Source organism: Bradyrhizobium sp. Ken51 (genome assembly GCF_055807435.1).
Genome location: NZ_JBVVPB010000045.1, coordinates 1 through 23,199 on the forward strand (window position 1 = coordinate 1; position 23,199 = coordinate 23,199).

The window sequence follows — 23,199 nt, forward strand, 5'->3', positions numbered from 1 at the left end:
CGTCTGGACCAAGAAAAAGGTCCGCCAGCGTCCCTTCAAAGGTCGACGTATCACTCAGCTCTGATTCCGGGTACTAGAATTCCCCAAGAGGGAGAGATTGGTACACGGTTTCCGACCCCGTGGGCGCTGGATCGTCCCCTTGAAGTTGCATGCCGGTAAGCCGCAGGCAAAGGAGAACCGCGGTCCGGCCTACGACGAAATATAAGGAACTCCGGCGAGAGATGTGCGTCCAGCAGGCGCAGAAGTGTACAAGCATTTGTATGTTCATGGGCCACGCCGTCATCCCCTTGTGTTCGGGATGATGTGAGGTGAGCAAAGCGGCGGGTGAACGCTGTTCATCACCGTGATCGAGACCGTCGATATCGCCGCCGCGAGTGCCGCGCGAATATCGCGACGGCGGCGTCAGAGTTCATGACCGGTAAAGAGAACTGAACTGCGGGTCGCACTCGCTTGCGGTGTTTGCGGTAGCATCGTCTCACCTGAAATCATCGAAGAACGATTGCGTCTGACGTCCTGCGGCCGGAACCGCTCGTGCAACTGTACGATCGTTATGTTGACTCAGGCAATTTTAAGCGTGTCGCCGCCGATTTCGCGGTTGCAAGGGCAGAGCTCATCAGTCTGTATCGCATCCAGAACGCGTAACGTGTCCGTGGGGCTGCGGCCGACATTGAGGCTAGTCGCATAGACATGCTGGATCGTATTCTCAGGATCGACGATGAAGGTATAGCGATGTGCGATGCCATCACGCGAGCGCACTCCAAGGCCATCGACCAGTGCGCCCTTGGTGTCGGCAAACTGCCAGATCGATAGACGGTGCAGGTCCTTGTGGTCACGCCGCCAGGCGAGCTTGCAAAACTCGTTATCGGTCGACCCACCAAGCACGATTGCGTCGCGTTCGGCGAAATCCTTCGACAGGCGGGCAAACTCGGCGATTTCGGTCGGGCAGACGAATGTGAAATCCTTCGGGTAAAAGAAGATGACTTTCCATTTGCCGGGGAAGCTTCTCTCACTCAGCGTCTCGAAAGCGCTCTGCCCGTCCTCCTCCTGCAGGTGAAAGCCGGGCTTCACGCCTATGATGTCGAACGGCGGCAACTTACTTCCAATTCCAAGCATGTATTGTCCTCACAACATCGAGTCACACGGAACAGCGTTCCGCGACTGACTGAGCAAGCAATATGCCACCCGATCTGGCGACAAGTGCCCGCCAGGACCCTCGTGGAACATTCGCCTTTGATGGTGGCGATGTCCTCGAGTCCGATCTGCAACATGTGATCTCCTCAATCGTCCCGGGCGTAAGGCGCGGGATTTCCCGTTTGTGCTCCTTGGCCGGCGCTCGTGGTGGAATTCGAGCCGAGGCTTTGTCGGGTTTCTGTCAGAGCCCTCGCGGCTGTCCGGTCCGCCACAATACGCCGGTGTCCGAGGCCACGCTGTTAGTTGAGGGTGATCAGAGGCTTAATGCGGGTGCGAAGGAAATGGCACGCCAGTTGCTACCTGGATGGAGCAACAACGAGCGAGGGCTGAGGGCACGCCGACGCTGATGGCGAGCGATGGCCTCCTTCCCGAAACTCGTGTGCCCATGGTTTCTACGAGAGAAACAGGCTCGCGCATTCGGCGCGAAAAATTAGCAATCGGTTGATGGAGAGCAACATGTCTTCGCTGAGACAAATCGCGTTTTATGGCAAGGGTGGCATCGGCAAATCGACGACGTCGCAAAATACGCTGGCGGCCCTTGCTGAGCTGGGCCAAAGGATTCTGATCGTCGGCTGCGATCCCAAAGCGGACTCGACTCGCCTCATCCTGCACGCCAAAGCGCAAGACACCATTCTGAGCCTGGCGGCGAATGCCGGCAGCGTCGAGGACCTCGAAATCGAGGACGTCATCAAGCTCGGCTACAGGGACATTCGATGCGTCGAGTCCGGTGGTCCGGAGCCGGGGGTCGGCTGCGCCGGACGGGGCGTGATCACGTCCATCAACTTTCTGGAAGAGAATGGCGCTTATGAGGACATTGACTACGTCTCTTACGACGTGCTCGGCGACGTCGTCTGCGGCGGCTTCGCGATGCCTATCCGTGAGAATAAGGCACAGGAAATCTACATCGTGATGTCCGGCGAGATGATGGCGATGTATGCCGCCAACAACATCTCGAAGGGTATTCTGAAGTATGCGAATTCCGGCGGCGTGCGTCTCGGCGGCCTGATCTGCAACGAGCGGCAGACCGACAAGGAGCTGGAGCTTGCCGATGCTCTTGCCAAGAAGCTCGGCAGCCGACTGATCTACTTCGTGCCGCGCGACAATGTCGTGCAGCACGCGGAGCTGCGCCGAATGACGGTGCTGGAATACGCGCCGGACTCCAAGCAGGCGGATCACTATCGGAATCTCGCGACCAAGATCCACAATAATGCCGGACAAGGCGCTATCCCGACGCCAATCAGCATGGACGAGCTCGAAGATATGCTCATGGAGCACGGCATCATCAAGCCCGTCGACGAGAGCCAGGTCGGCAAGACCGCTGCCGAGCTTGCCGCTGTTTCGGCATAGTTCATGTTGTCGGCCTTCTCGATCCGGGAAGGCCGACATCGTCCACTCAGAAGCTGTGCGAAAGTTATGATCGGCACACAAGGAAAAAGGGCCGACACGATCTCATCTCGCGTATCGGTAGCTCACGCCGCCGAGCAGCGCGACGCGAGTGAGCTCTACCAGCTTCTGACCGGGCGCCATCCGGCAGAAGTCGACATCAGCAACAATGATGACTTCGATCACCATGTGCTCGCTTGCATTCTGGCCACATCAGCCATGGATGACGGCCAACTTCCCGAGCGGGCTGGCTTGACCAACCAGGAGCTCAATGCGCTGTTGGTGCAATACTTCCCATCCACCCCGGTCAGGAGGTATACTTGGCGCGATCAGTCCGCCTTACCGGCGCCTGACGAGACAGTTATGGTACGCGACCTCCTGCTTGCGCAACGTTCCACTCATGGCGAGGTTGGCGGCTGGCTGGCGACGATGATCGCGCGGCGCGCCATGGAGCCTAATCACTTGTGGGAAGATCTCGGCCTGCGGAAGCGGGATGAATTGTCCCGTGTCCTCATGCGCCATTTCGGGCCGCTGGCGGCTCGCAATACGAAGAACATGCGCTGGAAGCGCTTCTTCTATCGCGTGCTATGCGAAGATGACGGCCTGGTGATGTGTACCACGCCGGTCTGCACGGAATGCAATGATTTTGATCTTTGCTTCGGCGAAGAGAGCGGGGAGAGCCGGATGGCCGGACGTCGGCGGGATCATCTGCGCGGCCTTGATGACGCCGTCCAAGCCGTCCCAAGCTTGAAAGGCTGAGTTCATTATTGATACCCCTCTTTGGCGCCATTGCGGGTATATCCTACGAGCTCTCGGCCACCTGTCGCATGGGGGGTGAAAACAGGCCGGGGCAAGCGATTGCGCGCACCCGACCTAAGGCCGAGGCGGCGTCTGATGATCGCGGGTTGATATCTGGCGGAGCCGACAATGCGCCGCTGAAGGAAGTTGCCGTCGCACCCAGACAGCTCTGTTGCGGTGATACCGGCGTACTGCTATCCCAACTGGAAAAAGCTGCGGTCGTCGTTGCAGCCGCTGCGCCCCGTACCATCCCGCTCAACGAGGCGATTGTCGAGGAGCATGTCTTTACCAATGCACCCGGCATCCACGACCACGGGCTGTTAAAGGACCCGGCGCAGCTACGAAGGGCTAGACCCGGGGCTGCTCGCCGCTCCTCCCGGGTTGTGATCGGAAAGCCATTCAGGGTTTGCCGCGATCACCTTGCTGCTGTCGTGCAGCTTTCTTTCGGCGCCGAGCAAAGCGAAACCATCCCCACGCCCGTCCGCAAGCATGCCATCGAGCACCAAGGTTTGGTTGCGCAGGAAACGGTGTTGGCGATCTGGCGCGACATTCACGAGAGCTCGCTCGTCAACAGCGAATCAGCCACGCGCGTCGCGCGATCGGGTTGAAACATTCCAGCCTGGTCGTTTCTGGGCGCGGATCGAGATGGAGGGTGAGAATGACGACGGATGGGATCCTTGCGCGATTGAACAAGGCCTCGGCGGCAGAGGATTTTTTTGCACTGCTCGGCGTCGAGTACGATGCGAAAGTCGTCGATGTGGCGCGGCTTCATATCCTGCGTCGCATGGGCCAATATCTCGCAGGCGAGGAGTTGACCGGTACATCTGATCCTGAGATCGCCGCGCGTTGCAGGGCCACGCTTGAGCGCGCCTATGCCGACTTCGTCACGTCCTCGCCGATCGAAGAGCGCGTATTCAAGGTGCTAAAGGATGCGACCGCACCACAAGCGAACAAGCATCCCGCATTGGTCCAGCTCGATTTGTTGGAGTGAATTGAGCTTACATGTCGTGCTCTGGACCGTGAAGGTCCCGAGAGCCTCACAGCAAGCCATGGCTTCGAATTCAACCGGAAAGCTGCAGTTGCGGCCTCGCGGATCCGCGGTTCATCACCACGGCTCCTTAGGGGCCAATCACGACTCACCGCCGATATTTCCATCCTTTCGAGCTGGTACGCAGGTGTACCTATCTCCTGCAATCATGCGCCGGCAGCGGGACCGCACATGTTGCGCGGAAAACTCAGCAAGGTTCAGATGAGTGTCTTCTGTCGCATTCCGGACACGGGTCAGTACGCTCTCGAATGTTTCGACCTCGTGAGAGGCCGCTAATCCGACTTACTTCTTCAGTAAGATTTTGAAAATAGCGGCCAATTTTCATCGCCTGCGCAATTGGTACGACAATTGCTGACATATGCTCAGCTAGTTTGGAGCAGCGCATGCACGTCTTGGTTCGCATCGATTTTATTTTTGACGCCGCGCAGGTTCGCGCGCGCTGCCTGCCGGCACCATAATGCGTCGCGGCGCCAAAGCGATGGTCGCATGCCTGGCTGAGCTGAAAGGTGCGTTTGATTCGTGCGCCCCCGTTGGCCGATCCCTGGCCGAGGTTTCGCCGGGAGAGCCGTTGCTCAACAGCGCCGGCCGTGCGGCGCTGTTGACCGGGCGCCTTGAGCGCCGCCCCTCCTGTCCTCGCCCGGAGTTGCGGGCCTGTCGCTATGATCGGCAAGAAACAAGCGCACTCGGAGCAATGAGATCGCGCTTCCGCCGGCAACGACGCGGCCGACAATCGTACCAGCCGAGCCCCTCGCAGGTCCTTGATCTGTTGCACCTCGGTTGCATCTCTAAGATGAGGAGGACCAATCGATCGGCACGCCTCACCGGCCCGGTCGGTGCCTTGGCAGTGCCGGGAACCAAACCGTCGTCCCAGAATGCCGCATCCGGAACGAACCGGAAGCGCGTGCTTCCGGGCTCGTCGTCAAGGTCCAGCAACGGCTGTATCGGCCCCACGCTGCTGCCAGGCCGTGCTGACGCGATGCCGGCCGGCATCCGGCCCGACGCTTAACTGAAGAAATCTTCAAGCGCAAATTCCAACCTGGAGGCGGAGCATGCGCCGCTGGCGAGCCGCTACTGAATGCGAATGGGAGTACAGATGATGAGCACCGCACCGAAAAGTGCAGCTCCGGCCGCGGGTGGTGGTCGCGCGGCGACCAAGAGGGAACTGCCCGAGCGATTTAAGCCGTATAAGCACGTCTGGGTTTTCATCGAGCAGGAACGCGGGGTTGTGCACCCCGTCTCATGGGAGCTGATGGGGGCCGGCCGCCGGCTCGCCGACAAGCTCAATGTTGACCTCGCCGCGGTTGTCATCGGCCCGGTCGGGGAGACAACGCAGCAGGCGGTCGCCGAATCCTTCTGCTACGGCGCCGACCTCGCCTATATCGTCGCGGACAATCTCTTGGCCGATTATCGCAACGAGTCCTATACCAAGGCCCTGTCAGAGCTGGTCAACACTTATAAGCCGGAAATCCTACTCCTAGGGGCAACAACACTCGGCCGCGATCTCGCCGGCTCAGTGGCCACCACATTGCTCACCGGCCTAACTGCGGACTGCACCGAGCTCGATGTCGATGCCGACGGCTCGCTTGCGGCGACCCGCCCGACGTTTGGCGGCTCACTGTTGTGCACGATCTACACACTCAACTATCGTCCACAGATGGCAACCGTCCGTCCGCGCGTGATGCCGATGCCCGAGCGCGTGTCAGGCGCCGTCTCGCGCGTCATCTCGCATCCGCTCGGGCTTGTAGAAGAAGATATCGTCACAAAGGTCCTGTCCTTCCTGCCAGACCGCGATTCTGCAAAGTCCAACCTTGCCTATGCCGACGTGGTCGTCGCTGGAGGGCTCGGTCTGGGATCGCCTGAAAATTTCCAACTGGTACACCAGCTCGCGGACGTGCTTGGCGCCGAATATGGCTGCTCGCGGCCGCTGGTCCAGAAGGGCTGGGCCACCTCGGACCGACAAATCGGCCAGACCGGGAAAACCATCCGGCCAAAGCTCTATATCGCGGCCGGCATTTCCGGCGCTATCCAGCATCGCGTCGGCGTGGAGGGCGGCGACCTCATCGTTGCCATCAACACTGACAAGAACGCTCCGATCTTCGACTTTGCCCATATCGGCATCGTCACCGACGCCATTCGACTGTTGCCGGCATTGACCTCTGCATTCCGCGCGCAGCTATCGCCGCACTCGCACGACCGCATCGCTGGCTAGGGGAGCTTGTTATGATTCAGGAAAGATTCGACGCCATCGTCGTCGGTGCTGGCATGGGCGGGAACGCGGCGGCGCTTACAATGGCCGAGCGGGGTCTAAAAGTGCTGCAGCTGGAACGCGGCGAGTATTCCGGGTCGAAGAACGTGCAAGGGGCCATCCTTTATGCCGATATGCTGGAGAAGCTGATCCCGAATTTCCGAGAAGATGCGCCGCTTGAGCGGCATCTAGTCGAGCAACGCTTCTGGATCGTGGACGAGCGTTCGCACACCGGGATTCACTATCGATCCGATGATTTCAACGAGGAGAAGCCGAACCGCTACACCATCATCCGTGCCCAGTTCGATAAATGGTTCTCCCAGAAGGTCCGCGAGGCCGGCGCTACGGTGCTGTGCGAGACCACGGTGACCGAGCTCCTCCAGGATTCCCATGGCAGGGTCGTCGGGGTGCGCACAGACCGCGATGGGGGTGAAATCCATGCAGATGTTGTCGTGCTGGCCGAGGGGGTGAACGGAGTGCTCGGGACGGGTGCGGGCTTAAGAGGGCGGCCGAAACCGGACAAGGTCGCACTCGCGGTTAAGGAGATGCATTTTTTGTCGCGTGAGACAATCGATGCTCGCTTCAATCTCAAAGGCGACGAGGGGCTCGTCATTGAAGCGGCAGGAACCATCTCCCGCGGCATGACCGGTATGGGCTTCATCTATTCCAATAAGGAATGCATCTCGCTCGGTATTGGCTGTCTTGTTGCCGACTTCCAGCGTACCGGCGAGACGCCTTACGGCCTGCTCGAGGGTTTCAAGCGTCACCCATCCGTCGCGCCGCTCATCGAGGGTTCGGAGGTCAAGGAATATTCTGCGCACTTGATACCCGAAGGAGGATACAGGGCGATCCCGCAGCTTTGCGGGGAGGGCTGGGTGGTCGTCGGAGATGCCGCCCAGCTTAACAACGCCATCCATCGCGAGGGGTCTAATTTGGCGATGACGTCGGGCCGTATTGCGGCGGAAGCGATCTGCCTTATCAGATCGCGAAAAGATCCGATGACGGCCAAAAATCTTTCGCTTTACAAGAAAATGCTAACTGATTCTTTCGTGATCAAGGACCTGAAGAAGTACAAGGATATGCCGGCACTCATGCATACCCACTCGCAGAACTTCTTTCTCACATATCCGCAGCTCTTCTCCAAGGCGATGCAGGATTACGTGCGCGTCGACGGCACACCAAAGCTCGAGAAAGAGAAGCTGATGCTGAGCTCGTTCATCAAGGCGCGGTCTTGGAGTGGGCTGTTTAGCGACGCCCTGCGCATTGCCCGGGCCTGGCGGTGATCCAAACCTAAGACAACGACGAACGAAGGAGCCAGAAACAATGCCGAGCGAGCCATCCCAACGTGTCGAGGATAAACTATTCTACAACCGTTATCTTGTCGATTCCGGCCGTGCCCATATCAAGGTGCGTCCGCATACCACGCCATCCTCGCGGCTCATGTCGATGTTGAAGGCCTGCCCTGCACGGTGCTACGAGCTCAGCGATAAAGGTCATGTTGAGGTGACAGTCGACGGGTGTATCGAGTGCGGCACCTGCAGGGTGATCTGCGAAGAAAGTGGTGATATCGAGTGGAGTTACCCACGCGGCGGTTACGGTGTCCTATTCAAGTTCGGTTAACACTTCGGGTGAGGACCCTGCCACGGCGGCTGCGTCGTTCTCGCGATCCAGCGAGATCACGCGTGGAATCGGGGTTAACCCGGGCACGTTCAACCGGTGTCGCAATCTTTCCATCTACCCGGCGGTTCTGGCCAGTTTCGTCCTCCCTGGAAGGTGGCGGTGATCCGCCCGCCGCCGCCACCACTCGCTGCCTATCACCTACTGACGGAATGTTGGAAGCAGGCCTTCGCTCGGCCGTAGCCACCGACCCGACAACATGCCATTCCGCGCCTTGTAGACTAGAAAAGCACGAGCGCATCACGAAAATAGCGCGTTCTGAGTCTTCGCGCGACCGCCGGTTCCGCGTTCGTCAGGCGGACTGGGCGCATGCACCACACAACTTTGCACTTTCGTTCCGCTGTATCGACGGGATATATCGTCCGCCGGAGAGCATGACGATGGTTCGGGTACAAAAGAGCAGGGCAGCCGCTAACGCGCGGCGAGCAGATGCAGGGCGTGAGAGTTCGGTTGGCGACATCCAGGCTCGCATAGTCGAACTGAGAAGCTTGCCGCGCGAGAAGCTCGCGGATGCGGCGTTCATGCTCTCGATGAATGCACGAAGCCCGCGCGAGTTGATACGAGAGGCAATCGAGAAGCGCGCCGCGGTCGAGTTAGACTTTGATCCGCCGGCGAAAGGGGATTTGGCGACCTATCTCGCCAATGATGTGGTCTCGACCTTACGCGACCACGTTGCTGAACTTCCGACCTTACTGGACCTCTTGGTTCAGCGAGGGCCTGACGTCGGCTTCACCGTCCATTGGGAGGAGGCCGTTTCGCTGCTCGCCGCAATCGTTCGCGAACAGCGGCTTGAAGGAGTCCTTGAAGGCCTCAGGCTCGCCGGCCTTCTGAACGAGCCAGCTAAGCATCGCCATGGCGGGTTCTGTTCAGAAGTGGATTTGGGGGAAGCTGCCGACGGCACGTGAGTGGCGAGGGCGCTTTGAGGACAATGTCCCTGCGGATGGAATGTCTACAGGCAACAGGGACGTCAGATATTTCGGCGCCTGCTTGCGAGGTCAAAACCGCTTGAAATTCGCGGCGCAGTTCCTTGTCGTCCGTTTATCGCTGATGCGGATCTGCCATGCACGCTCCATGGCAGTCCCGAGCGCGTATAGCTCGGCGACCGTCGCGTTAGTCAACCCGAGGACCGCGGTTCGGAGCTTTCATGTTCAGTTGTAGCACGCGCGGTGCGCTGCGCTCGTCGATCCTGGAGCCTTTCGCTAACAGCCAAGCAAGGGAAATCACCGAAGGAGACGTCGACCGAGCCGCGGCGATGTGCCAAAGCGGCGGAAGGCGATCGCTCATAGCGAGGGGCTCTGGTGAAATCGACCGTCCTTGTTCCGGTCGTCACTGGCCGCGCGCTGGCGGACGACGGGGAAGGACAAGTATTCCGCGAGCTACTCGGCAACAGCGGACAAGTTCAGTTGCGGTCCGCCGCAAACTGACAAAGGATCTTCTCGGGTCACGCTAGATCGTCGGGGTGAACGCTCTGCCGCGCGTCTGCCATACACGCATGATCGTTGATCGATTCCGGAGAATTGCGCCGGAAGTCGCCTCGCCTATTTGCTGGGTTCGCGAGCCGCACCCGGATTTCGTCGCACCTCGCGTGCACGATCACGGCGAAGGCTTGGCCAAAACACGCCGCTGCGTGCGCCGAACAGCGTGTTCCGCGCAACTACCGGGCCTGATACGTTAGTAAGTCCGCTCAGAGGCCAGGAAAGCGCCTCGCGTGCTGTGACCAGCCGCACTTCACTTAGCTGCTGCAATAGTCTGACCGCATCCGATCGCAACTTCCATCGCGATCAGCACGACTATAACCCTCCAAACGCAGCGAGCGCCGTGTCTCGATGATGCCCGTCGGCGCGTTGGCCGTTCCGGAGATGGCCCGCAGTTTGCGCTGGAGCATCTCAAGCCTCTCCTTCAATTCGTCTTCGTCTTTCAGGCGCGAATAGAGCCGCTCCAGCTCCGGCTTACCCCAGAGTGCGTCGGGCTTCTCGGAATGGCTGCGCGGCCCGCCACACGCTGCTGGACCAGGAGCGCATCGCCGATCAGCTGGAGGATGCCCTTGGGTCCTCGCGCGGTCGGCCGCGCTCGGCTAGTTCGCGTGCAAAGGGTGTCTTCGCGCCGGCGGCCGCAGGATTTCCGATTCAAGAAGGGAGGTAGAACGATTGTTCGAAACGGCACAGGTTGAGCAAAGACGGGGCACCCAAGTGTGTTCAATTTCATCCAGAGTATGTCAGCTAACTCACACGGCGAGCCTTGTGGGGACGGAACGTTTCAACGCGCAATCAGAGGCTTAAGCGCGGTGGCGGGGGTGGCATAGCTGTTGCTATCGAAGTCCCGCAGACCGAACGGAGGCTGTGTGCACACCCGGTCCGACATGGCGGAAGCAGGACGTTAGCGGTCGACCCAGGTGCGGAAACTGAAATGCCGTTTCGAGCGGTCTACCACACAAGGCCCGAGTAAAAAGGCAAGAGGGACCTGGACCATGCATATCGAACCGGGAATAGTAACAGGCGCCAAGCTTGTGTTGAGCTACGCGATAGGCCTTGCGACGTGCTGCGTCGCCGCCAAGCTTCTGGTCGAGACTATGCGCGAGCGGGGCGCTCTGCCCTGCAAGCCATCGCCGCAACGCTTGTGTTCATGTTCTTCGAGATCCTGCCGCACTTTGCGGTTGGCGTCTCCGAGGTGCGCTTCGTCCCCGGCTCGATGCTGTTTCTGTTGTTCGGCGCGGCGGCGGCTGCGTTTGGTGTTGCGCTCGGCCTGTTGCTGGAAAACATACTCTTTGTTCCGGCCCACCTGCCGCAATTTGTATGAATGTCACGACGCTTCTGATGCCGCTGTTTGCGATCCAGGCGCTCGCCAATCGGCTCATCCCGTCCAACACCGCGCATCGCGATCTGCAGTACAGCAAGGCGCTTTCCCTCTCGACGGCGTATCAGTCTGGTATCGTTGTCTGCGTCACGTTTTGGGCCCTCTACGGCGCGGGCTGCGGCGCCGCCAATCTCTACAACATCGCATGGTTCGGGGTTTCCTACGCACTTGTGGCCCTGGTCCAGCTAGAGGTTGAGATGGCTGTGCTGGCTCTCGCGAAACAAGTTGGGCGGCGTGACTGCGGGCGGAGTTGTCGCCAACCGCCTGTAGAAGGCATGTTGCCGTTGATAACAACGATGGCCGTCGGAGCACCCGTTTTGCTCAAGCGATGCATACGCTTTCCCTTACAGTTGCTGTGAGCAGCGACCGCGGACGGCGCGTGCTTGCTGCTATCGGTGCCAGAAAGGCGGCAGAGCTTATGCTCATTTCGGACAAGGCCACCGGGAAATCTTATCACGCCGACTTGCGGCCGGCCGTCTGCGCCTGCTTCGTCGCTAATCAGCGGACGCGCACGACGGAGTTCGTCCTGCCGGTGCGCGATGCAGCCGAGGCGGACTGCCGCAATGACGCGGAGCACGGGCCCGATTCGCTCAGCGCAGCAGCCGGGTCGCACAGCATCGCGGGCGAGGTTGGAGGTGAGGGGAGGGGTGCGCTGCTGATTCAGGAGGAATCATCTGTCGAGCGAGCTTACCTACGGAACATTAGCACTGCTGCGATCGAGCGCCTTTGGCCACTTGGCAGCGCTCTGCTGCGCTCGTCGGGAATGGTTGCGGTCCGACAAAGAAAATCGCCATGCCAGGATTGATCATGGTGTTGACCATGCTCGCACTGTTCAGCATCGTCCTGGCCGGCGGGCTGACGGGGCCGGCAAAGGTCATCAGCACCGACACCCTTGAAATCAACAGAACACGCGTTCGACTCTGGGGCATTGACGCGCCGGATGAGACCCAAATGTGCCGAGATATCGAGGGCAATCCCTATCAATGTGGCCTCAGGGCCGCGCGCGATCTTGAAAGCTTCGTTGAAGATCGCGAAGTCAGTTGCGTGCCAGTCCTGGAGGATGAGTGTGGACGGACGATAGCGACCTGTTCAGCTGGTGGCACCGATATTGGAGAATGGTTGGTGCGCAACGGTCTCGTGCTCGATTGGAAGCAATACTCCAGGGGACGATACTATGCTGCGCAACGCGCGGCAGATCGTGCCGGGCTGGGCTTATGGGCGGGCAGCTTTGCCGTACCTTGGTTATATCGAGCGTGCATTCGGTTGGGTGGTCGACCAGCCAGCTGTTCTGACGACGCGAACGCACATCCCTGATGGCTTCCCCTACACCGGAATACGCGGTTGCTCCGCGTGAGGTGACGGTCACGGGCGAGCTGGCTCGATCGGGAGTGAGTCAAACTCACCACTGCCGCCCAACCGTGCTCAACGAGTAGGATGGTCTCGTACTCTTGGGCGGGATGGTCGGAAGCAGTTCGGAGCAAATGAGGACGCTCTGCCGATCATATCGTTCTGTGATGCATCTTCTCCCCTGCAGCTCCGTAGGGCAGACATCGTATGACTCGGGCAAGCGATCTTTCTTGGCCGGCGCCCCGGCGCATCAGCGGCATACCTGGATCCATTACTGTTCTATTCGTATTCGCGAGTTCGCTGGCGAATTGTTCGTGCCGCTCCGGGTGGTACATCGTGCCAGACGCCATGGCCGTGGGCACGCCGATTGCCGACGGGCGTATCGTCCTCACCATGGGCGTTCGCGTTGCGACACTGAGGCTCGCGCTCAACAGGTCTCGGCCCAGAGGGCTGCATCGGCATCTCGTTCACGGCGACTTTCTTCGGCCACAGTATCACCGTGGCCGCTGTCGGCGCCGCGCCCTCGGCGGTGCGCTGGAACGCGCCCAGCTCAATTGTGCCGGACAATCACGGCGGCAAGTCTCCGATCCTTGCGGCGCTGACCTGGTGGGGTCAATGCTTTCGACGTTTTCGTCAGGACACGAGCTTCAGCCCGACAATGCCGGCCACGATCAGTCCGATGCTGGCAAAGCGAAACGCGGTAGCCGGCTCCCCGAACAGGATGATGCCGAGCGCCGCGGTGCCGACCGCGCCGATGCCGGTCCAGACCGCATAGGCAGTTCCAATGGGCAGCGTCTTCAGAGCGAGGCCGAGCAGGATCACGCTGCCAGCCATGGCCACGAGCGTGAGCACGGACGGAACGAGCTTGGTAAAGCCCTCGGTGTATTTGAGGCCAATTGCCCAAGCGACTTCCAGGAGGCCGGCGACCAACAAAATGCTCCAGGCCATGGCGACCTTCGTTCATGGCGGGTCGTCCCCGCGGCTGATGTGATGATGAGCGGCAAGGCCGTCCTCGCCTGGGCTCCCGATTCGTTTCGATCAGTCAGGGTCAACTGCTCTCAAGCATGAGCATTCCGACCTCAGTGGCTCGGCGAATTCACACGATCGACAAAGTAGAAAACCGTCCGCGCCGTTCATGCGACTGGCAATCTTGCCAAATGTCGCCCCTTCGAAGAGATCCTTGTGTCTGTCGCGGAGAAGGTTGCCCAGAACGTGCCGTCGCTCAAAATCCATGCAGCAGAAGGTAACGTCGCCGTTTGGGAGAAGAACATTCCGATATTGCCGTTCGTCTGGACATCTCAACGCTCCAACGATTGGCTGTCGTGCTCCAACCATCCTAAGCTCGCCGCTCCCAGGCCTGCTGCGCGGGGGACGCGAGCGAACGAGCGCTTCGTCAGGTATTATGTCGAGTAGTTCAGGATGCACCTCGCCCATGACTATGAAGAGCAGTGACGAAATCCCAGCATCAACAAGTTGACGCATCAAATCGACATAGTTGCTTCTGACGAGGCCACTGTCCATATGCGTGCCGTCGTCAAAAACGTGCACCAGGAAACCGCGGAACTGCAACGCACGCAAGCGTCTTAGATCCCGCCCATTCATTCCTACGAGGGTTGTGAAAATCCGGATTCCATGGCCACACGCGTAGGCATGCTCAACCATTTCGGTGCAAGCCGGATTGAGCCAAGGCTCCGAATACCCGGAAAAGCTGATGTCCACAGTTGCTGGTACGCGCGCTAGGCATCGCTTGAAATCTTGCAAAGAAAGATGCTTCACGTCGGATATAGCTCTTTGCCGTTCGGCGAACTTGTCCTGCGGGCAATAAGAACATCCGACGACACAGCCCGTTGTCGTGGTTACCTCCAAGACCCTGCCGCCACTAATTGCAGAGCGCAGCTCCTGTGCAGTCATCGATTGTATATTATCCACGTCCGCGCTCCGCCATTGGGAACAAAGAGATCTTGAGGGGGCACCCTCGCGTTGCATCCCTCATGTCGGTTCGCTCATGCATCACCCTCGGTTCGTCGCCCATCACCGCGACACTTCACGGTCGCAAGCCGCGGCCGCGATAAATGAAGACAGCGCCGACGGCTCACTCACCCTAGCGCCCCAGTCCAGCAGGACCTGGTGGCTGCCGAGTGCACATGCATCGACGGCGTCGATCTAACCTCTCGCTTGTTCCAACAAGCATCACTCATGCCATTGGCGGTATTGTCCATAAGCCGACACATCCGCGATAACTGTCTTCGCAATGGCACAACGGAGGCGCAACTGCGATCGATAGCGTACAATATGACGCTATGTACGATTCAAGCTCTCTCGGAATGAGTTGAATGGCAGCCTTCCTATGAAATGTGAGGCCGTTGCCGCCGCCCCAACGGCCATGTCATCATCATCGACGTGCATCGGGATCGGCCGCGCGAAGTGCCGACTGGGAATGCACTTTGCCGCGGTCACGAGTGCGAATTCTTTACCGCCACTTCATGCACCAAGTCGTGAATTTCAATAGTTGGAAACGCTGTACGAGGGAGCGGCGTCGTCATGCTCTTTGTATGCTCGGGAGCGCGGCCGGAGAAATATCCGGGCGCCGGGGCTACGGTCGGACTTGCAAGGCGTCTTCTCGATGATGGGTCCAAAACAGGAGTGGGGCCGCGCTGGCCTTGCGTACGAATGTTCCGCCCTACTGGCTTCCGACTTCTCTAAACCGCTGAAGCAAGTCGGCGGCGCTAGTAGGGCACGGGCGGCTTCACCTATATCTACGGTATCGCGATGAGCAGTTTCACGTTTGGCTCGGGCGCGGTTCACTCATCGTCTTTCACGGGGGATCAGTTCACCGACAACCCATTGCGGTGTTCATCGGACAAAACTCGAGTGGCACGCGCAATTTCGCGTCGACTCCATACAACGACATCCTCAACCGACTTCGATAGCCGCACGCTTGCCGCTTCGTCATGTCCTCGATGCGCCGGCAGCTCAGTGTTCCGTTTACCAATCTCAGGTAAGAAATTGTGCGTTATGTAGGGCATGTGGGCTATGTGCCCCAATTGTGGAGGTCGCTATGACTGCGGACGAGCCATCTTGGAAGATGCTGATCGCCTTCTTGACGGTAATCACGCTCTCCACGGTTTTGCTTCACGCTGGGTACAAGCGGGAGATCGCGATCATGCCGTGCTTTCTGTTGTCGATGCTGATGCAGGGGCGGCTGACCGAGTGATGGCTTCGACCAAAAAGCCTACCGATCTCGCAGACAAGAGTCCTTCCGGTCCGGCCGATGTGATGCGCGCCCCCCGCATCCTAATCGTCGATGACGATAAGGCTGATGCAGATCGTATTGGAACGGCATTAAAAAATCCCCTGACGAAAATTGGGCAGCTTGATTGCAAGATAGAGTGGGTCAATGACGTAGCAAGCGCTCGCCAATATCTCGAGAAGAATGATATCGACTTGTATTTCCTTGACCTTGATATCTCGGAATACTGGGGAAAGCCGACCGACAAGGAAACGGGCAAAGCTTTCGTGAAAGCTGTAATCAACAATACGAATGCTGGCATCATCGTATGTTCTAATCTGCCGATTGACGAGGAGGCGCCACCTCTCATCGAGTATGGAGCAGATGATTACGTCGAAAAATCCTACGGCTTCATGGCAATCGCACCCCGGGCAATGTCGGTCTGGCGAAGAACGCATACCGAGAGGCGTTCCAAGCAATCGCATTCCGGCCGGAGGTTTCGGATCGGGAATTGGACGTTCACGATTGGTGATCGTCAGATTACCGATCGTTTGGGGATCTCCAAGCGGCTTTCGATAACCGAACACATTTTCCTGCGCCATCTCTGTGCCGTGGAGGGGCATGCTATCGATAGCGAAGTCTTCAACATCGAGGTGCTGCGTAGAGAGAAAGGTGATAAGCACGTTCGACTGGACGTCTTCGTGCCAAGGCTTCGCGCCAAGTTGAACAACATGATCGACTTGGTTCCCCAAGGGCGAACGGGGATTTACAAGCTCTTGGACGTTGAAGAAGTGTTCTCCTTCTAGTTTGCTATGGCGCCTTGAGTGTAGTTTTCAATTTTTTGAGGATCCCAACACGGATCGATGAACGGCCACTTGTAGTTGGGTCCGATATATTCCCTCTCTGCGTCATCAAAGAAGATCCGAGCCGCACCATGAGACTCCTCAGGTATGATCAGGGAAGCGGCGTCCTCTTGTATAAAGTTTAGATCGCCGACGTGCCACCACTCTCGTTGCCATTCGAAGAAGCAGGTGGTTTTGCCTGGTGCCTAGCTGGCAGGCGACCACCTCGAGCCCTCGCTTTCGCGAGCGTCAGCCGATCCTTTCCAAATCGGCCAGACACTTTTCGAGGTTATCCTTGGCTTCGCTTAAAAGCCTCTTCGTCTCGCCCAGTCGCTTGAAGTCAGGTTTCACCGGGCCGGCACCCACCGCGCTCAAGTGATGGCAAACAGTCGTGAGATCGCTCGACATATCCTCGAGAACGAAAGCTATATTTTCGAGCGGCACTAGCCCCGAAAAAAAAGTGTTGGATACAGTGTCGTCCTGGCCGGTCGGCCCCTCGAACTTCACCTCGACGAGCGGGACTAGGACATCGCGATTGTCACGCGCAGCTCTGCCCATACTCATGACCAGCGAGCTGAATGTCGCCGAGATATATGTAAGCCGGTCGACCAGGGCGCTTCCATACAACATGACAGCGTCGGGATCGCTTTGCACCTCATCTGGCTTCGAAGCACTAAGATCTTCATTCGACATGTTCGGTGTCCTCTCCCTGCAGATGCAGGATCCCCACGGGGAATGAGACGGCTTTGGCACTCGTCATCGGTTCTATCGTGTAGGAGCCGTGCGCTTCGGCCTTTTTTGCCTGTACGACAGCGACGGTAAGAGCTTGATAGGAGCTTTTCGTCCTCGCCTTCATATATCCGGGCGCGGCGGGTGCCGGCCCATGGAAATGGAGCAGATAGTCCTCCATCGCTCGCCGGACGCCGACAGCGCTCGCGTTCAGCGTCCCAGCTGTGGCGTGCGATGAGCCCTGCATTGCCAAATCAATAAAGGTGCGAACAACCGTGTCTGCATCTGCTGCTAGGTGGAGCGGGTGGGCGGCTACCGTAAATTTGTCGCGAACGAGATGGGTTGACCCGCCACGCTCCTTCGCTTCGCGCTTTTCTAACGCAAGCAAGCCGTCACGCGTCAGCGCGAAATGAGCGAATTTGCCCTGTGTTGTTCGCTCCACGAAACGCGCATTCGTCATGAGGCGGAGGATGCGGCTGAGATTTGCATCTCTCAGAGACAACCTCTTTGCGATCGCTGCCTTTTCCATCTGGCCCGACGGTGTGTCGCGGAGTAACGCAAGTATTGCGACGACGTGCTGACGATGCATGACCTCGTCCGGACGCGCGAGCTTCGAGGTATTGATCGACATCTGCAGAAGGTCGTAGAATGCTCTGAAGCGCTCCGCATAGGCAGCATTCCTCGGTCCGAGCGTTGCGCTCATCCGACGCAAGATATCGAACCATTCCCGCAGCTCAGGGTCACGCCGACGGCTTTCAAGGGCGTTCCAAACCCACGCCCCGAGTGTTGCATAGAGGCGCTCCAAGCTTCTTTCGGAGCCCTCTTTGAGGAGGTCCGAAATGACACGCCGTGCCTCGCTCGCCGTCGCTTCCCCCGTCTCTATCTTTTCCAATGCTACGTCCGACATGGGCTAGCCCTACACCACAACCATTAAGAACGTTTTACAACGATTTACTCTGATTTTAGTCTCCGAATCTAGGTGTCAAGGGCCCCATTTGTAGGCAGCCCAAACGCTTTTTTGACCGAGTTCCTCGAGAGAAACCGCGCAGGGTTCCTTCAAAAGCGGTAGGATGCTACCTATTCTGTGATCTTTGAGCGCTGTTTGGGTTGGATGCTGCACCACGAAGCTACGGGTGCCGAACCGCACCTCAACCTGAGCCGCAGTGATCTGGTGGCCGTGCATCGTGCGGTCGTTTCCCATCGAGGGGACAAGCATCACGTCCACATCGAGTTCGCTGAAGGGTGTCTCGCAGACGTCACAGAAATCCAGGCAAATGGCGACTCCAATCAAAGCGCCTTCGGTTGCCAGGACACATACGCGGTCACCCGCAGCGATGTTTTCCGTTCCCCAACCATCGTCCGCGTAGGGGGCGATCTTGTCGTAGATCAGGCGCTCCTCTCCATAGCCGTTGTAGATGCGGGCTCGGTTCACGATCCCACGGTCGGTTGTCTCGTGCCAGGTCCCTGGAATCAGAATTTCGGGAGCTTCCAGCTCGTCCGTAATGTCGCGATCTCGAACGAGCTTGAGGATGTTCTCGCGCAATTCCGGCGAGACGGTTAACTCGGGCCACACAATCGCGATGCAGTTCTCCTTCAGGGCCTGACTGATCTGCTGAGAAATCGTGTCCTCAGCTGACGGCGCCTCAATGCCCGAGATGATGAAGCGCTTATCGCCCTCTGTTGAACAGAACTCTGGCTCGAGCTCTAGTGCCTTGAACAGGCAAGCGCCCATCTTCCATTCGCTCACATCCGGTGCGGTACTATGCAATGTGCGAGTATCCGCGACCTGGACAGGATAGCCATGTATCACTGAGGGTAAGATCCGATGAAAGAGCAGGCCTCGTTTCGAGTAGGCCTGCAGCCTTCGAGCCGGACGCAATGCGCTCACGCCCTGCCGCGGAATGAACCAACATCTAAGCTGCTCGACGTGCCACTCACTCGGCGCGATCGGCCAATGAGACCGCCGATCAGCAAGCGCACGATCGAGTTCTCGTATGAGGCCGCCCATTCTTACGGCCGCGAATTCAGGCGTCTCATCGGACAGCGACCACGAGAGATGGCCATCTCCTATTGCGCCGGTGAAGCTCTCTCGTGCGTCCTCGATTCGCTTTTCTGTAAGATTTCGGTAGGCCTTGTGCACGCTTCCCGGAGCATTCCGAAACAGCGTATCGAGCTCGATCAGAGCTTTCCTGAGATCATCCCGACTGGCCTTCGTGACTAGCTCCTGCCGCGCGGCAAGCTCCCGCGCCTCCTTCTTCCAGGCATCAAAAACTGACGTTTCGGCTCGGCTGTCCACGCGCCCAGGCAAAATTTTCGTCCCAATCACCACCACCAATATATTCCATCGATAGGCGTGCGCCGACGATTTTGCAATCGGCCCGACCAGTTGCTCACACTTGTCGGCCGGTGCCGAGCCGTCACAAGTGACTCGCTTTCGCAGAAGTGTACGGCCGCAGTGAAAACCTGCGCAAAATCCTGCGGGGACAACGAAAAGCTGCATTGTTGTCACGATGCTATTGACGAACCCATGCGGACTGTTTTTCAATGTCCACGGGAGATCCGCGGGTGCTCAGGCACGCGGACGGGGGCGTTCATATGGGGATATTCAGCCGAACCGCGGCTGGCATTAGCATCTGCCTTGCCGTGAGCGGGTGCACCAGCCTGTATCATATTCATGACCCGCAGACAGGTGTGATCACGGCGGGTGAGCTGCCGTACTTTCTCAAGTCGATCAGGTGTGAGGTCGTGACTTTCTACCAGCTCGAACGCGAGAGGCGAAAGGAATACCTGAAGATCTACAAGAGGCGGCCTGAAGAGGCGTTCGATCGGTACGCTCATTTCGACATCGACCCCTTCCTGTACGGCACATTCTTTCTGGAGTTGAAGGTGACCGATACCGGCGGGCTCGGATCCGGTACGGCATTCGACTACAAAAGGATTCTGAGCCTGAGCAGTAATGATGTGACCCATGTGGGCCCCACCGCTTCAGCCCAGGATACCTATGACCTGATCTGGTCATTTCTGATGAAGCAGAACGCCCAGCTAGCGTCCGATACGGCGCCGGCGCCGGCGGATCCAGCAAGGTATGAGCGTGGCTGCTATCGAGGAGCGCCTGCGGACCTGATCGAACTCGAGGGCCTCGCCGAGCATAAGTATCCGGACCGCGCCGCCTACAAGCGCATCATTGTCGATGCATCCAAGCCGCTCGCAGCTTGGTTACGGGACAACGCGATCCTCATAGCCGCCAACAATCTCACGCCGGCCATGCCTTCGGAGAGCGCGGAGCCGGCGCAAATGACGTACACGTTTTCAGTCCAGGTTACTGGCGGCGTCGAGGCAAAATACTCTCTCACCTCGTCGCGCTGGACGCCTGCTGCAGTCCAGGCGTCGGCCTCCGCTCAGCAGTTCAGTAATCTCGGAATCTACATCAACGGTCCGAATGCCGTCCTTGCTAACGGAGCCAAATCCGGGTCTGCCGGCTATGCGGGTAAAACGCCGCCGCTTGGATCAAAGGACAATCCAATTTACACGGCACCCTCGCCGGGAGGAGAAAAGTCGCAGGAATTCCCGGGAGGAGCCGGGTCCACCGGGCGCCGTACGGGCGCTGGGCCTCGGACAAATGGTTTCATTGTGGCGCCAGTGCCTGTGTTTCCGCCGACCCCTACACCGACGCAGTAGGAAAATGTTTCGTCTGTGGCTGCCCAGACTCGTCCTGTTGCTCGTCCTCTTGTTCTGCTGGGGGGCGAACGCTCAGCCTGCGCTTCCTTCGGGAGTCTCCGAAATGGAGCTGTACGGCACGGTCATTCGCGGCTCCAAATGGGACATCAAAGAGATACCGGTCTGCTGGGAAAACCTGCAGCCTAAGGATCAAAACTATGCTGATCTGGTTCGAAAAGCGGTTGCGGAAACGTGGGAGACTGCGGCGCAAGGTGGCGTGTGGTTTGCGAAGACTTGGCCGTCCTGTACGGGCGGCGCGCCAGGTGTGCACGTGCGGGTCGCTGATGAAGGCCCCCACACCGACGTCATCGGCAAGTATCTCGACGGCAAGCCATCGGGAATGACTCTCAATTTCAGTTTCGATCATTGGAGCAAGGGCTGTCGAAATAGACGCGAGTTCTGCATCCGTGCGGTTGCAGTCCACGAGTTCGGACATGCTCTTGGTTTCACGCATGAACAGAACCGCGACGATGCGCCGGAGCAGTGCCGCAACGAGAAAGCCTCTGGCTCGGTCGGCGATTATAAAGTCACCAAGTACGACCCCAATTCCATAATGAACTATTGTAATCCAGCATGGGACGGAAACGGACAGCTCAGCCCTCTCGATATCGCCGCTGTCAGGACATTCTATCCGTCCTGACACTCGGCCCTTTGGTATCCATGAGCGCTCCCGCGCAGGCGGATCGCGCGGCAGTGCAAATTGCTGCGCGTTACAACGTCAGGACGGTTCACGTCCAGTTCGTTGGCGTGATGTACAACGACAAGCAGGAAGTCGGCGGCGGCTCCGGGCTGCTCATCGGCGACAGCCTTGTGCTAACCAACAGCCATGTGATCGGACGCGAGGAGAACTACAAGAGCTTCGAAGTCAATGCCCGTCTCGGGTCGCGCAATGCGAATCCGATCAAGGTCACTGCGGTTCATCGCGACGATGCCAGGGACCTGGCTCTTCTCGAGCTGTCGCAGCCCGCCGGAAACAGCGGAGGCGCCTCTCGTTGTCCGATGCCCGTGATCGATGACAGCCAGCAAGCCCCGATGGGGACTCAGCTTTATCTGCTCGGTTATCCGCTCGATCTGGATCTGAGCATATCGAGCGGTCTGATAAGCAACCAGACTAGCCCGAACGGTCGCTGGCAAACGAACACGGTCATGAACGTCGGCAACAGCGGCGGCCCCGCATTCAACGAGTTCGGCGCCCTGCTGGGGATCGCAGTTGGCGGCATCGTCAAGTGGAACGAGGCGGATGTTTTTGGCGTCAACTTCATCATTCCCGCCACTGTGATTACTGCAAGCCCCCTGTACAGCTTGATCGCGGCCATTCCGCAGCCGTCTGTTTGCTGGACCAAGTGGGTTGAGACAACGATCTCGTTTGAGAACTGGACGAAACTGAATTCCACGCATGTGCAGACGCAAGCCAATGCCGGTGTGAAGATCCCCGAAATCCTCTCCGGAGCGATCCATACGCTTCTGCCCGAAGACCGCCGCCTCATCGTGAACGTCCCGGTGTCGCAGCTCGTCGACCCGAAGCTGATCGAGCGGGCGTATACGGTGGACAAAACCAAGGACGATCACCCGGTCGTATTTGCGGAGCATTCGGCGGACTATGCGGAGACTTTCCCGGCTGAGCCCGGCTACCGCATCACAGGGTGCACGTGGCACGTTGAGACCGCCAATGGTGCCAGCAATATCGGTTGCGCGATCAACGGCGGCGGGGCGGAGGTTCGCTTCACCTACAAGCTTACCAGCGGACCTGCTGTCGACAGGTATCGCGGATGGCTGGGCGCTACGGTCAACGTTTCCCAAACCCTTGCAAAGTAGGTAGCTGATCGATGGTCATGCTCGTCTTGCCAATTCGAGGTTCGAACCGGTTGCATCGGCTCGGCCAGGCCTTCCAGCAGCTTCGAACAGTGCTCATTGTCTTGTTTTGCGCGCTCGCGACCGGTTGCGCCCACCAGGGTCCCGCCTCGCAGCAGGCCAACCGGCATATACAGAAGGCGCCCCAGAAACATGAGAGCGCGCTCAAAAAATACGGCTATCGCTATGGCCCCGGGTACTACCACCATGTCCGGCACTATCATGCCTACCGCCCGTTGCGGCAGACAACCGGTGAGGCGAGCGAGGAAGCGCCTCCCGACAAACGCAG

General features: G+C 58.7%; 21 protein-coding genes and 1 pseudogene. 15 read left to right on the top strand and 7 right to left on the bottom strand.

Annotated features, from left to right (window positions below; all coding sequences use genetic code 11):
• Positions 1-558: 558 nt before the first annotated feature.
• Entirely contained in the window at positions 559-1,113 is a 555-nt protein-coding gene (locus AC0L27_RS37365; RefSeq protein WP_409190658.1) for a peroxiredoxin, read from the bottom strand.
• Between the two features lie 534 nt (positions 1,114-1,647).
• Here AC0L27_RS37365 and nifH point away from each other — a divergent pair.
• From nifH to AC0L27_RS37405, 8 genes are all read left to right on the top strand, one after another.
• The gene (nifH, locus tag AC0L27_RS37370; RefSeq protein WP_473322743.1) at positions 1,648-2,538 is read left to right on the top strand and encodes a nitrogenase iron protein; all 891 of its coding nucleotides are present in this window, start codon (positions 1,648-1,650) and stop codon (positions 2,536-2,538) included.
• A gap of 66 nt (positions 2,539-2,604) precedes the next feature.
• Positions 2,605-3,333 carry a nitrogen fixation protein NifQ gene (locus tag AC0L27_RS37375; protein WP_473322745.1) on the top strand — a complete coding sequence of 243 codons (729 nt, stop codon included), beginning with the start codon at positions 2,605-2,607 and terminating at the stop codon, positions 3,331-3,333.
• 68 nt (positions 3,334-3,401) lie between these two features.
• A complete protein-coding gene (locus AC0L27_RS37380) occupies positions 3,402-3,980 on the top strand; it encodes a hypothetical protein (protein ID WP_473322748.1) in 579 nt (192 codons plus the stop codon).
• Between the two features lie 50 nt (positions 3,981-4,030).
• Positions 4,031-4,363 (top strand): nitrogenase stabilizing/protective protein NifW, encoded by a 333-nt coding sequence (nifW, locus tag AC0L27_RS37385; RefSeq protein ID WP_473322749.1) that lies wholly within the window; start codon positions 4,031-4,033, stop codon positions 4,361-4,363.
• Between the two features lie 1,150 nt (positions 4,364-5,513).
• Entirely contained in the window at positions 5,514-6,629 is a 1,116-nt protein-coding gene (locus AC0L27_RS37390) for an electron transfer flavoprotein subunit alpha/FixB family protein (protein ID WP_473322750.1), read from the top strand.
• An 11-nt stretch (positions 6,630-6,640) separates the two neighbouring features.
• On the top strand, positions 6,641-7,948 hold the full coding sequence (locus AC0L27_RS37395; protein ID WP_473322752.1) for an FAD-binding protein: 1,308 nt from the start codon (positions 6,641-6,643) through the stop codon (positions 7,946-7,948).
• Between the two features lie 40 nt (positions 7,949-7,988).
• Positions 7,989-8,285 (top strand): ferredoxin family protein, encoded by a 297-nt coding sequence (locus AC0L27_RS37400; protein ID WP_473322754.1) that lies wholly within the window; start codon positions 7,989-7,991, stop codon positions 8,283-8,285.
• Positions 8,286-8,716: 431 nt separating this feature from the next.
• A complete protein-coding gene (locus tag AC0L27_RS37405) occupies positions 8,717-9,247 on the top strand; it encodes a hypothetical protein (protein WP_473322756.1) in 531 nt (176 codons plus the stop codon).
• Between the two features lie 823 nt (positions 9,248-10,070).
• Here AC0L27_RS37405 and AC0L27_RS37410 read toward each other — a convergent pair.
• Positions 10,071-10,435: pseudogene (locus AC0L27_RS37410) on the bottom strand (RMD1 family protein); the annotation flags it as partial.
• Positions 10,436-10,964: 529 nt separating this feature from the next.
• On the opposite strand from AC0L27_RS37410, the gene AC0L27_RS37415 reads away from it, so the two are divergent.
• From AC0L27_RS37415 to AC0L27_RS37425, 3 genes are all read left to right on the top strand, one after another.
• Positions 10,965-11,138, top strand: coding sequence for a hypothetical protein (locus AC0L27_RS37415; protein ID WP_473322757.1), 174 nt, complete (start codon positions 10,965-10,967; stop codon positions 11,136-11,138).
• Positions 11,135-11,554 (top strand): hypothetical protein, encoded by a 420-nt coding sequence (locus tag AC0L27_RS37420; RefSeq protein WP_473322758.1) that lies wholly within the window; start codon positions 11,135-11,137, stop codon positions 11,552-11,554. Before AC0L27_RS37415 ends, AC0L27_RS37420 begins: the two co-directional genes overlap by 4 nt.
• A gap of 433 nt (positions 11,555-11,987) precedes the next feature.
• Positions 11,988-12,509, top strand: coding sequence for a thermonuclease family protein (locus AC0L27_RS37425; protein ID WP_473322759.1), 522 nt, complete (start codon positions 11,988-11,990; stop codon positions 12,507-12,509).
• 666 nt (positions 12,510-13,175) lie between these two features.
• Here the strand turns inward: AC0L27_RS37425 and sugE are convergent.
• Positions 13,176-13,490, bottom strand: coding sequence for a quaternary ammonium compound efflux SMR transporter SugE (sugE, locus tag AC0L27_RS37430; protein ID WP_473322761.1), 315 nt, complete (start codon positions 13,488-13,490; stop codon positions 13,176-13,178).
• A gap of 90 nt (positions 13,491-13,580) precedes the next feature.
• Positions 13,581-14,528, bottom strand: coding sequence for a radical SAM/SPASM domain-containing protein (locus AC0L27_RS37435; RefSeq protein ID WP_473322765.1), 948 nt, complete (start codon positions 14,526-14,528; stop codon positions 13,581-13,583).
• Positions 14,529-15,620: 1,092 nt separating this feature from the next.
• Between AC0L27_RS37435 and AC0L27_RS37440 the strand changes: the two genes are divergently transcribed.
• Positions 15,621-16,577: a response regulator transcription factor gene (locus AC0L27_RS37440; protein ID WP_473322767.1), complete on the top strand. Its 957-nt coding sequence runs from the start codon at positions 15,621-15,623 to the stop codon at positions 16,575-16,577.
• Between the two features lie 285 nt (positions 16,578-16,862).
• On the opposite strand, the gene AC0L27_RS37445 is transcribed toward AC0L27_RS37440, so the two are convergent.
• From AC0L27_RS37445 to AC0L27_RS37455, 3 genes are all read right to left on the bottom strand, one after another.
• Complete coding sequence (locus AC0L27_RS37445; protein ID WP_085351816.1) at positions 16,863-17,306, bottom strand: hypothetical protein; 444 nt, start codon at positions 17,304-17,306, stop codon at positions 16,863-16,865.
• On the bottom strand, positions 17,296-18,249 hold the full coding sequence (locus AC0L27_RS37450; protein WP_473322769.1) for a hypothetical protein: 954 nt from the start codon (positions 18,247-18,249) through the stop codon (positions 17,296-17,298). Before AC0L27_RS37450 ends, AC0L27_RS37445 begins: the two co-directional genes overlap by 11 nt.
• Positions 18,250-18,324: 75 nt before the next feature.
• Positions 18,325-19,842, bottom strand: a complete 1,518-nt coding sequence (locus tag AC0L27_RS37455) for a carbon-nitrogen hydrolase family protein (protein ID WP_473322772.1) — start codon at positions 19,840-19,842, stop codon at positions 18,325-18,327.
• A gap of 95 nt (positions 19,843-19,937) precedes the next feature.
• Here AC0L27_RS37455 and AC0L27_RS37460 point away from each other — a divergent pair, with 95 nt between their 5' ends.
• The 3 genes from AC0L27_RS37460 (at position 19,938) to AC0L27_RS37470 (ending at position 22,874) form a co-directional block, all read left to right on the top strand.
• On the top strand, positions 19,938-21,020 hold the full coding sequence (locus AC0L27_RS37460) for a hypothetical protein (protein ID WP_473322774.1): 1,083 nt from the start codon (positions 19,938-19,940) through the stop codon (positions 21,018-21,020).
• A gap of 103 nt (positions 21,021-21,123) precedes the next feature.
• Positions 21,124-21,699: a M12 family metallopeptidase gene (locus AC0L27_RS37465; protein ID WP_473322775.1), complete on the top strand. Its 576-nt coding sequence runs from the start codon at positions 21,124-21,126 to the stop codon at positions 21,697-21,699.
• 20 nt (positions 21,700-21,719) lie between these two features.
• A complete protein-coding gene (locus tag AC0L27_RS37470) occupies positions 21,720-22,874 on the top strand; it encodes a S1 family peptidase (protein WP_473322777.1) in 1,155 nt (384 codons plus the stop codon).
• Positions 22,875-23,199: the final 325 nt, after the last annotated feature.

Coding starts and splice junctions, on each gene's coding strand:
- AC0L27_RS37445 (WP_085351816.1), bottom strand. CDS start 17,306: ATGTCGAATGAAGATCTTAGTGCTTCGAAGCCAGATGAGGTGCAAAGC.
- AC0L27_RS37365 (WP_409190658.1), bottom strand. CDS start 1,113: ATGCTTGGAATTGGAAGTAAGTTGCCGCCGTTCGACATCATAGGCGTG.
- AC0L27_RS37400 (WP_473322754.1), top strand. CDS start 7,989: ATGCCGAGCGAGCCATCCCAACGTGTCGAGGATAAACTATTCTACAAC.
- nifH (WP_473322743.1), top strand. CDS start 1,648: ATGTCTTCGCTGAGACAAATCGCGTTTTATGGCAAGGGTGGCATCGGC.
- AC0L27_RS37395 (WP_473322752.1), top strand. CDS start 6,641: ATGATTCAGGAAAGATTCGACGCCATCGTCGTCGGTGCTGGCATGGGC.
- AC0L27_RS37420 (WP_473322758.1), top strand. CDS start 11,135: ATGAATGTCACGACGCTTCTGATGCCGCTGTTTGCGATCCAGGCGCTC.
- AC0L27_RS37415 (WP_473322757.1), top strand. CDS start 10,965: ATGTTCTTCGAGATCCTGCCGCACTTTGCGGTTGGCGTCTCCGAGGTG.
- AC0L27_RS37455 (WP_473322772.1), bottom strand. CDS start 19,842: ATGCAGCTTTTCGTTGTCCCCGCAGGATTTTGCGCAGGTTTTCACTGC.
- AC0L27_RS37405 (WP_473322756.1), top strand. CDS start 8,717: ATGACGATGGTTCGGGTACAAAAGAGCAGGGCAGCCGCTAACGCGCGG.
- AC0L27_RS37470 (WP_473322777.1), top strand. CDS start 21,720: ATGAGCGCTCCCGCGCAGGCGGATCGCGCGGCAGTGCAAATTGCTGCG.
- AC0L27_RS37375 (WP_473322745.1), top strand. CDS start 2,605: ATGATCGGCACACAAGGAAAAAGGGCCGACACGATCTCATCTCGCGTA.
- AC0L27_RS37465 (WP_473322775.1), top strand. CDS start 21,124: ATGGAGCTGTACGGCACGGTCATTCGCGGCTCCAAATGGGACATCAAA.
- AC0L27_RS37390 (WP_473322750.1), top strand. CDS start 5,514: ATGATGAGCACCGCACCGAAAAGTGCAGCTCCGGCCGCGGGTGGTGGT.
- nifW (WP_473322749.1), top strand. CDS start 4,031: ATGACGACGGATGGGATCCTTGCGCGATTGAACAAGGCCTCGGCGGCA.
- AC0L27_RS37380 (WP_473322748.1), top strand. CDS start 3,402: ATGGGGGGTGAAAACAGGCCGGGGCAAGCGATTGCGCGCACCCGACCT.
- AC0L27_RS37450 (WP_473322769.1), bottom strand. CDS start 18,249: ATGTCGGACGTAGCATTGGAAAAGATAGAGACGGGGGAAGCGACGGCG.
- sugE (WP_473322761.1), bottom strand. CDS start 13,490: ATGGCCTGGAGCATTTTGTTGGTCGCCGGCCTCCTGGAAGTCGCTTGG.
- AC0L27_RS37435 (WP_473322765.1), bottom strand. CDS start 14,528: ATGCAACGCGAGGGTGCCCCCTCAAGATCTCTTTGTTCCCAATGGCGG.
- AC0L27_RS37425 (WP_473322759.1), top strand. CDS start 11,988: ATGCCAGGATTGATCATGGTGTTGACCATGCTCGCACTGTTCAGCATC.
- AC0L27_RS37460 (WP_473322774.1), top strand. CDS start 19,938: ATGGGGATATTCAGCCGAACCGCGGCTGGCATTAGCATCTGCCTTGCC.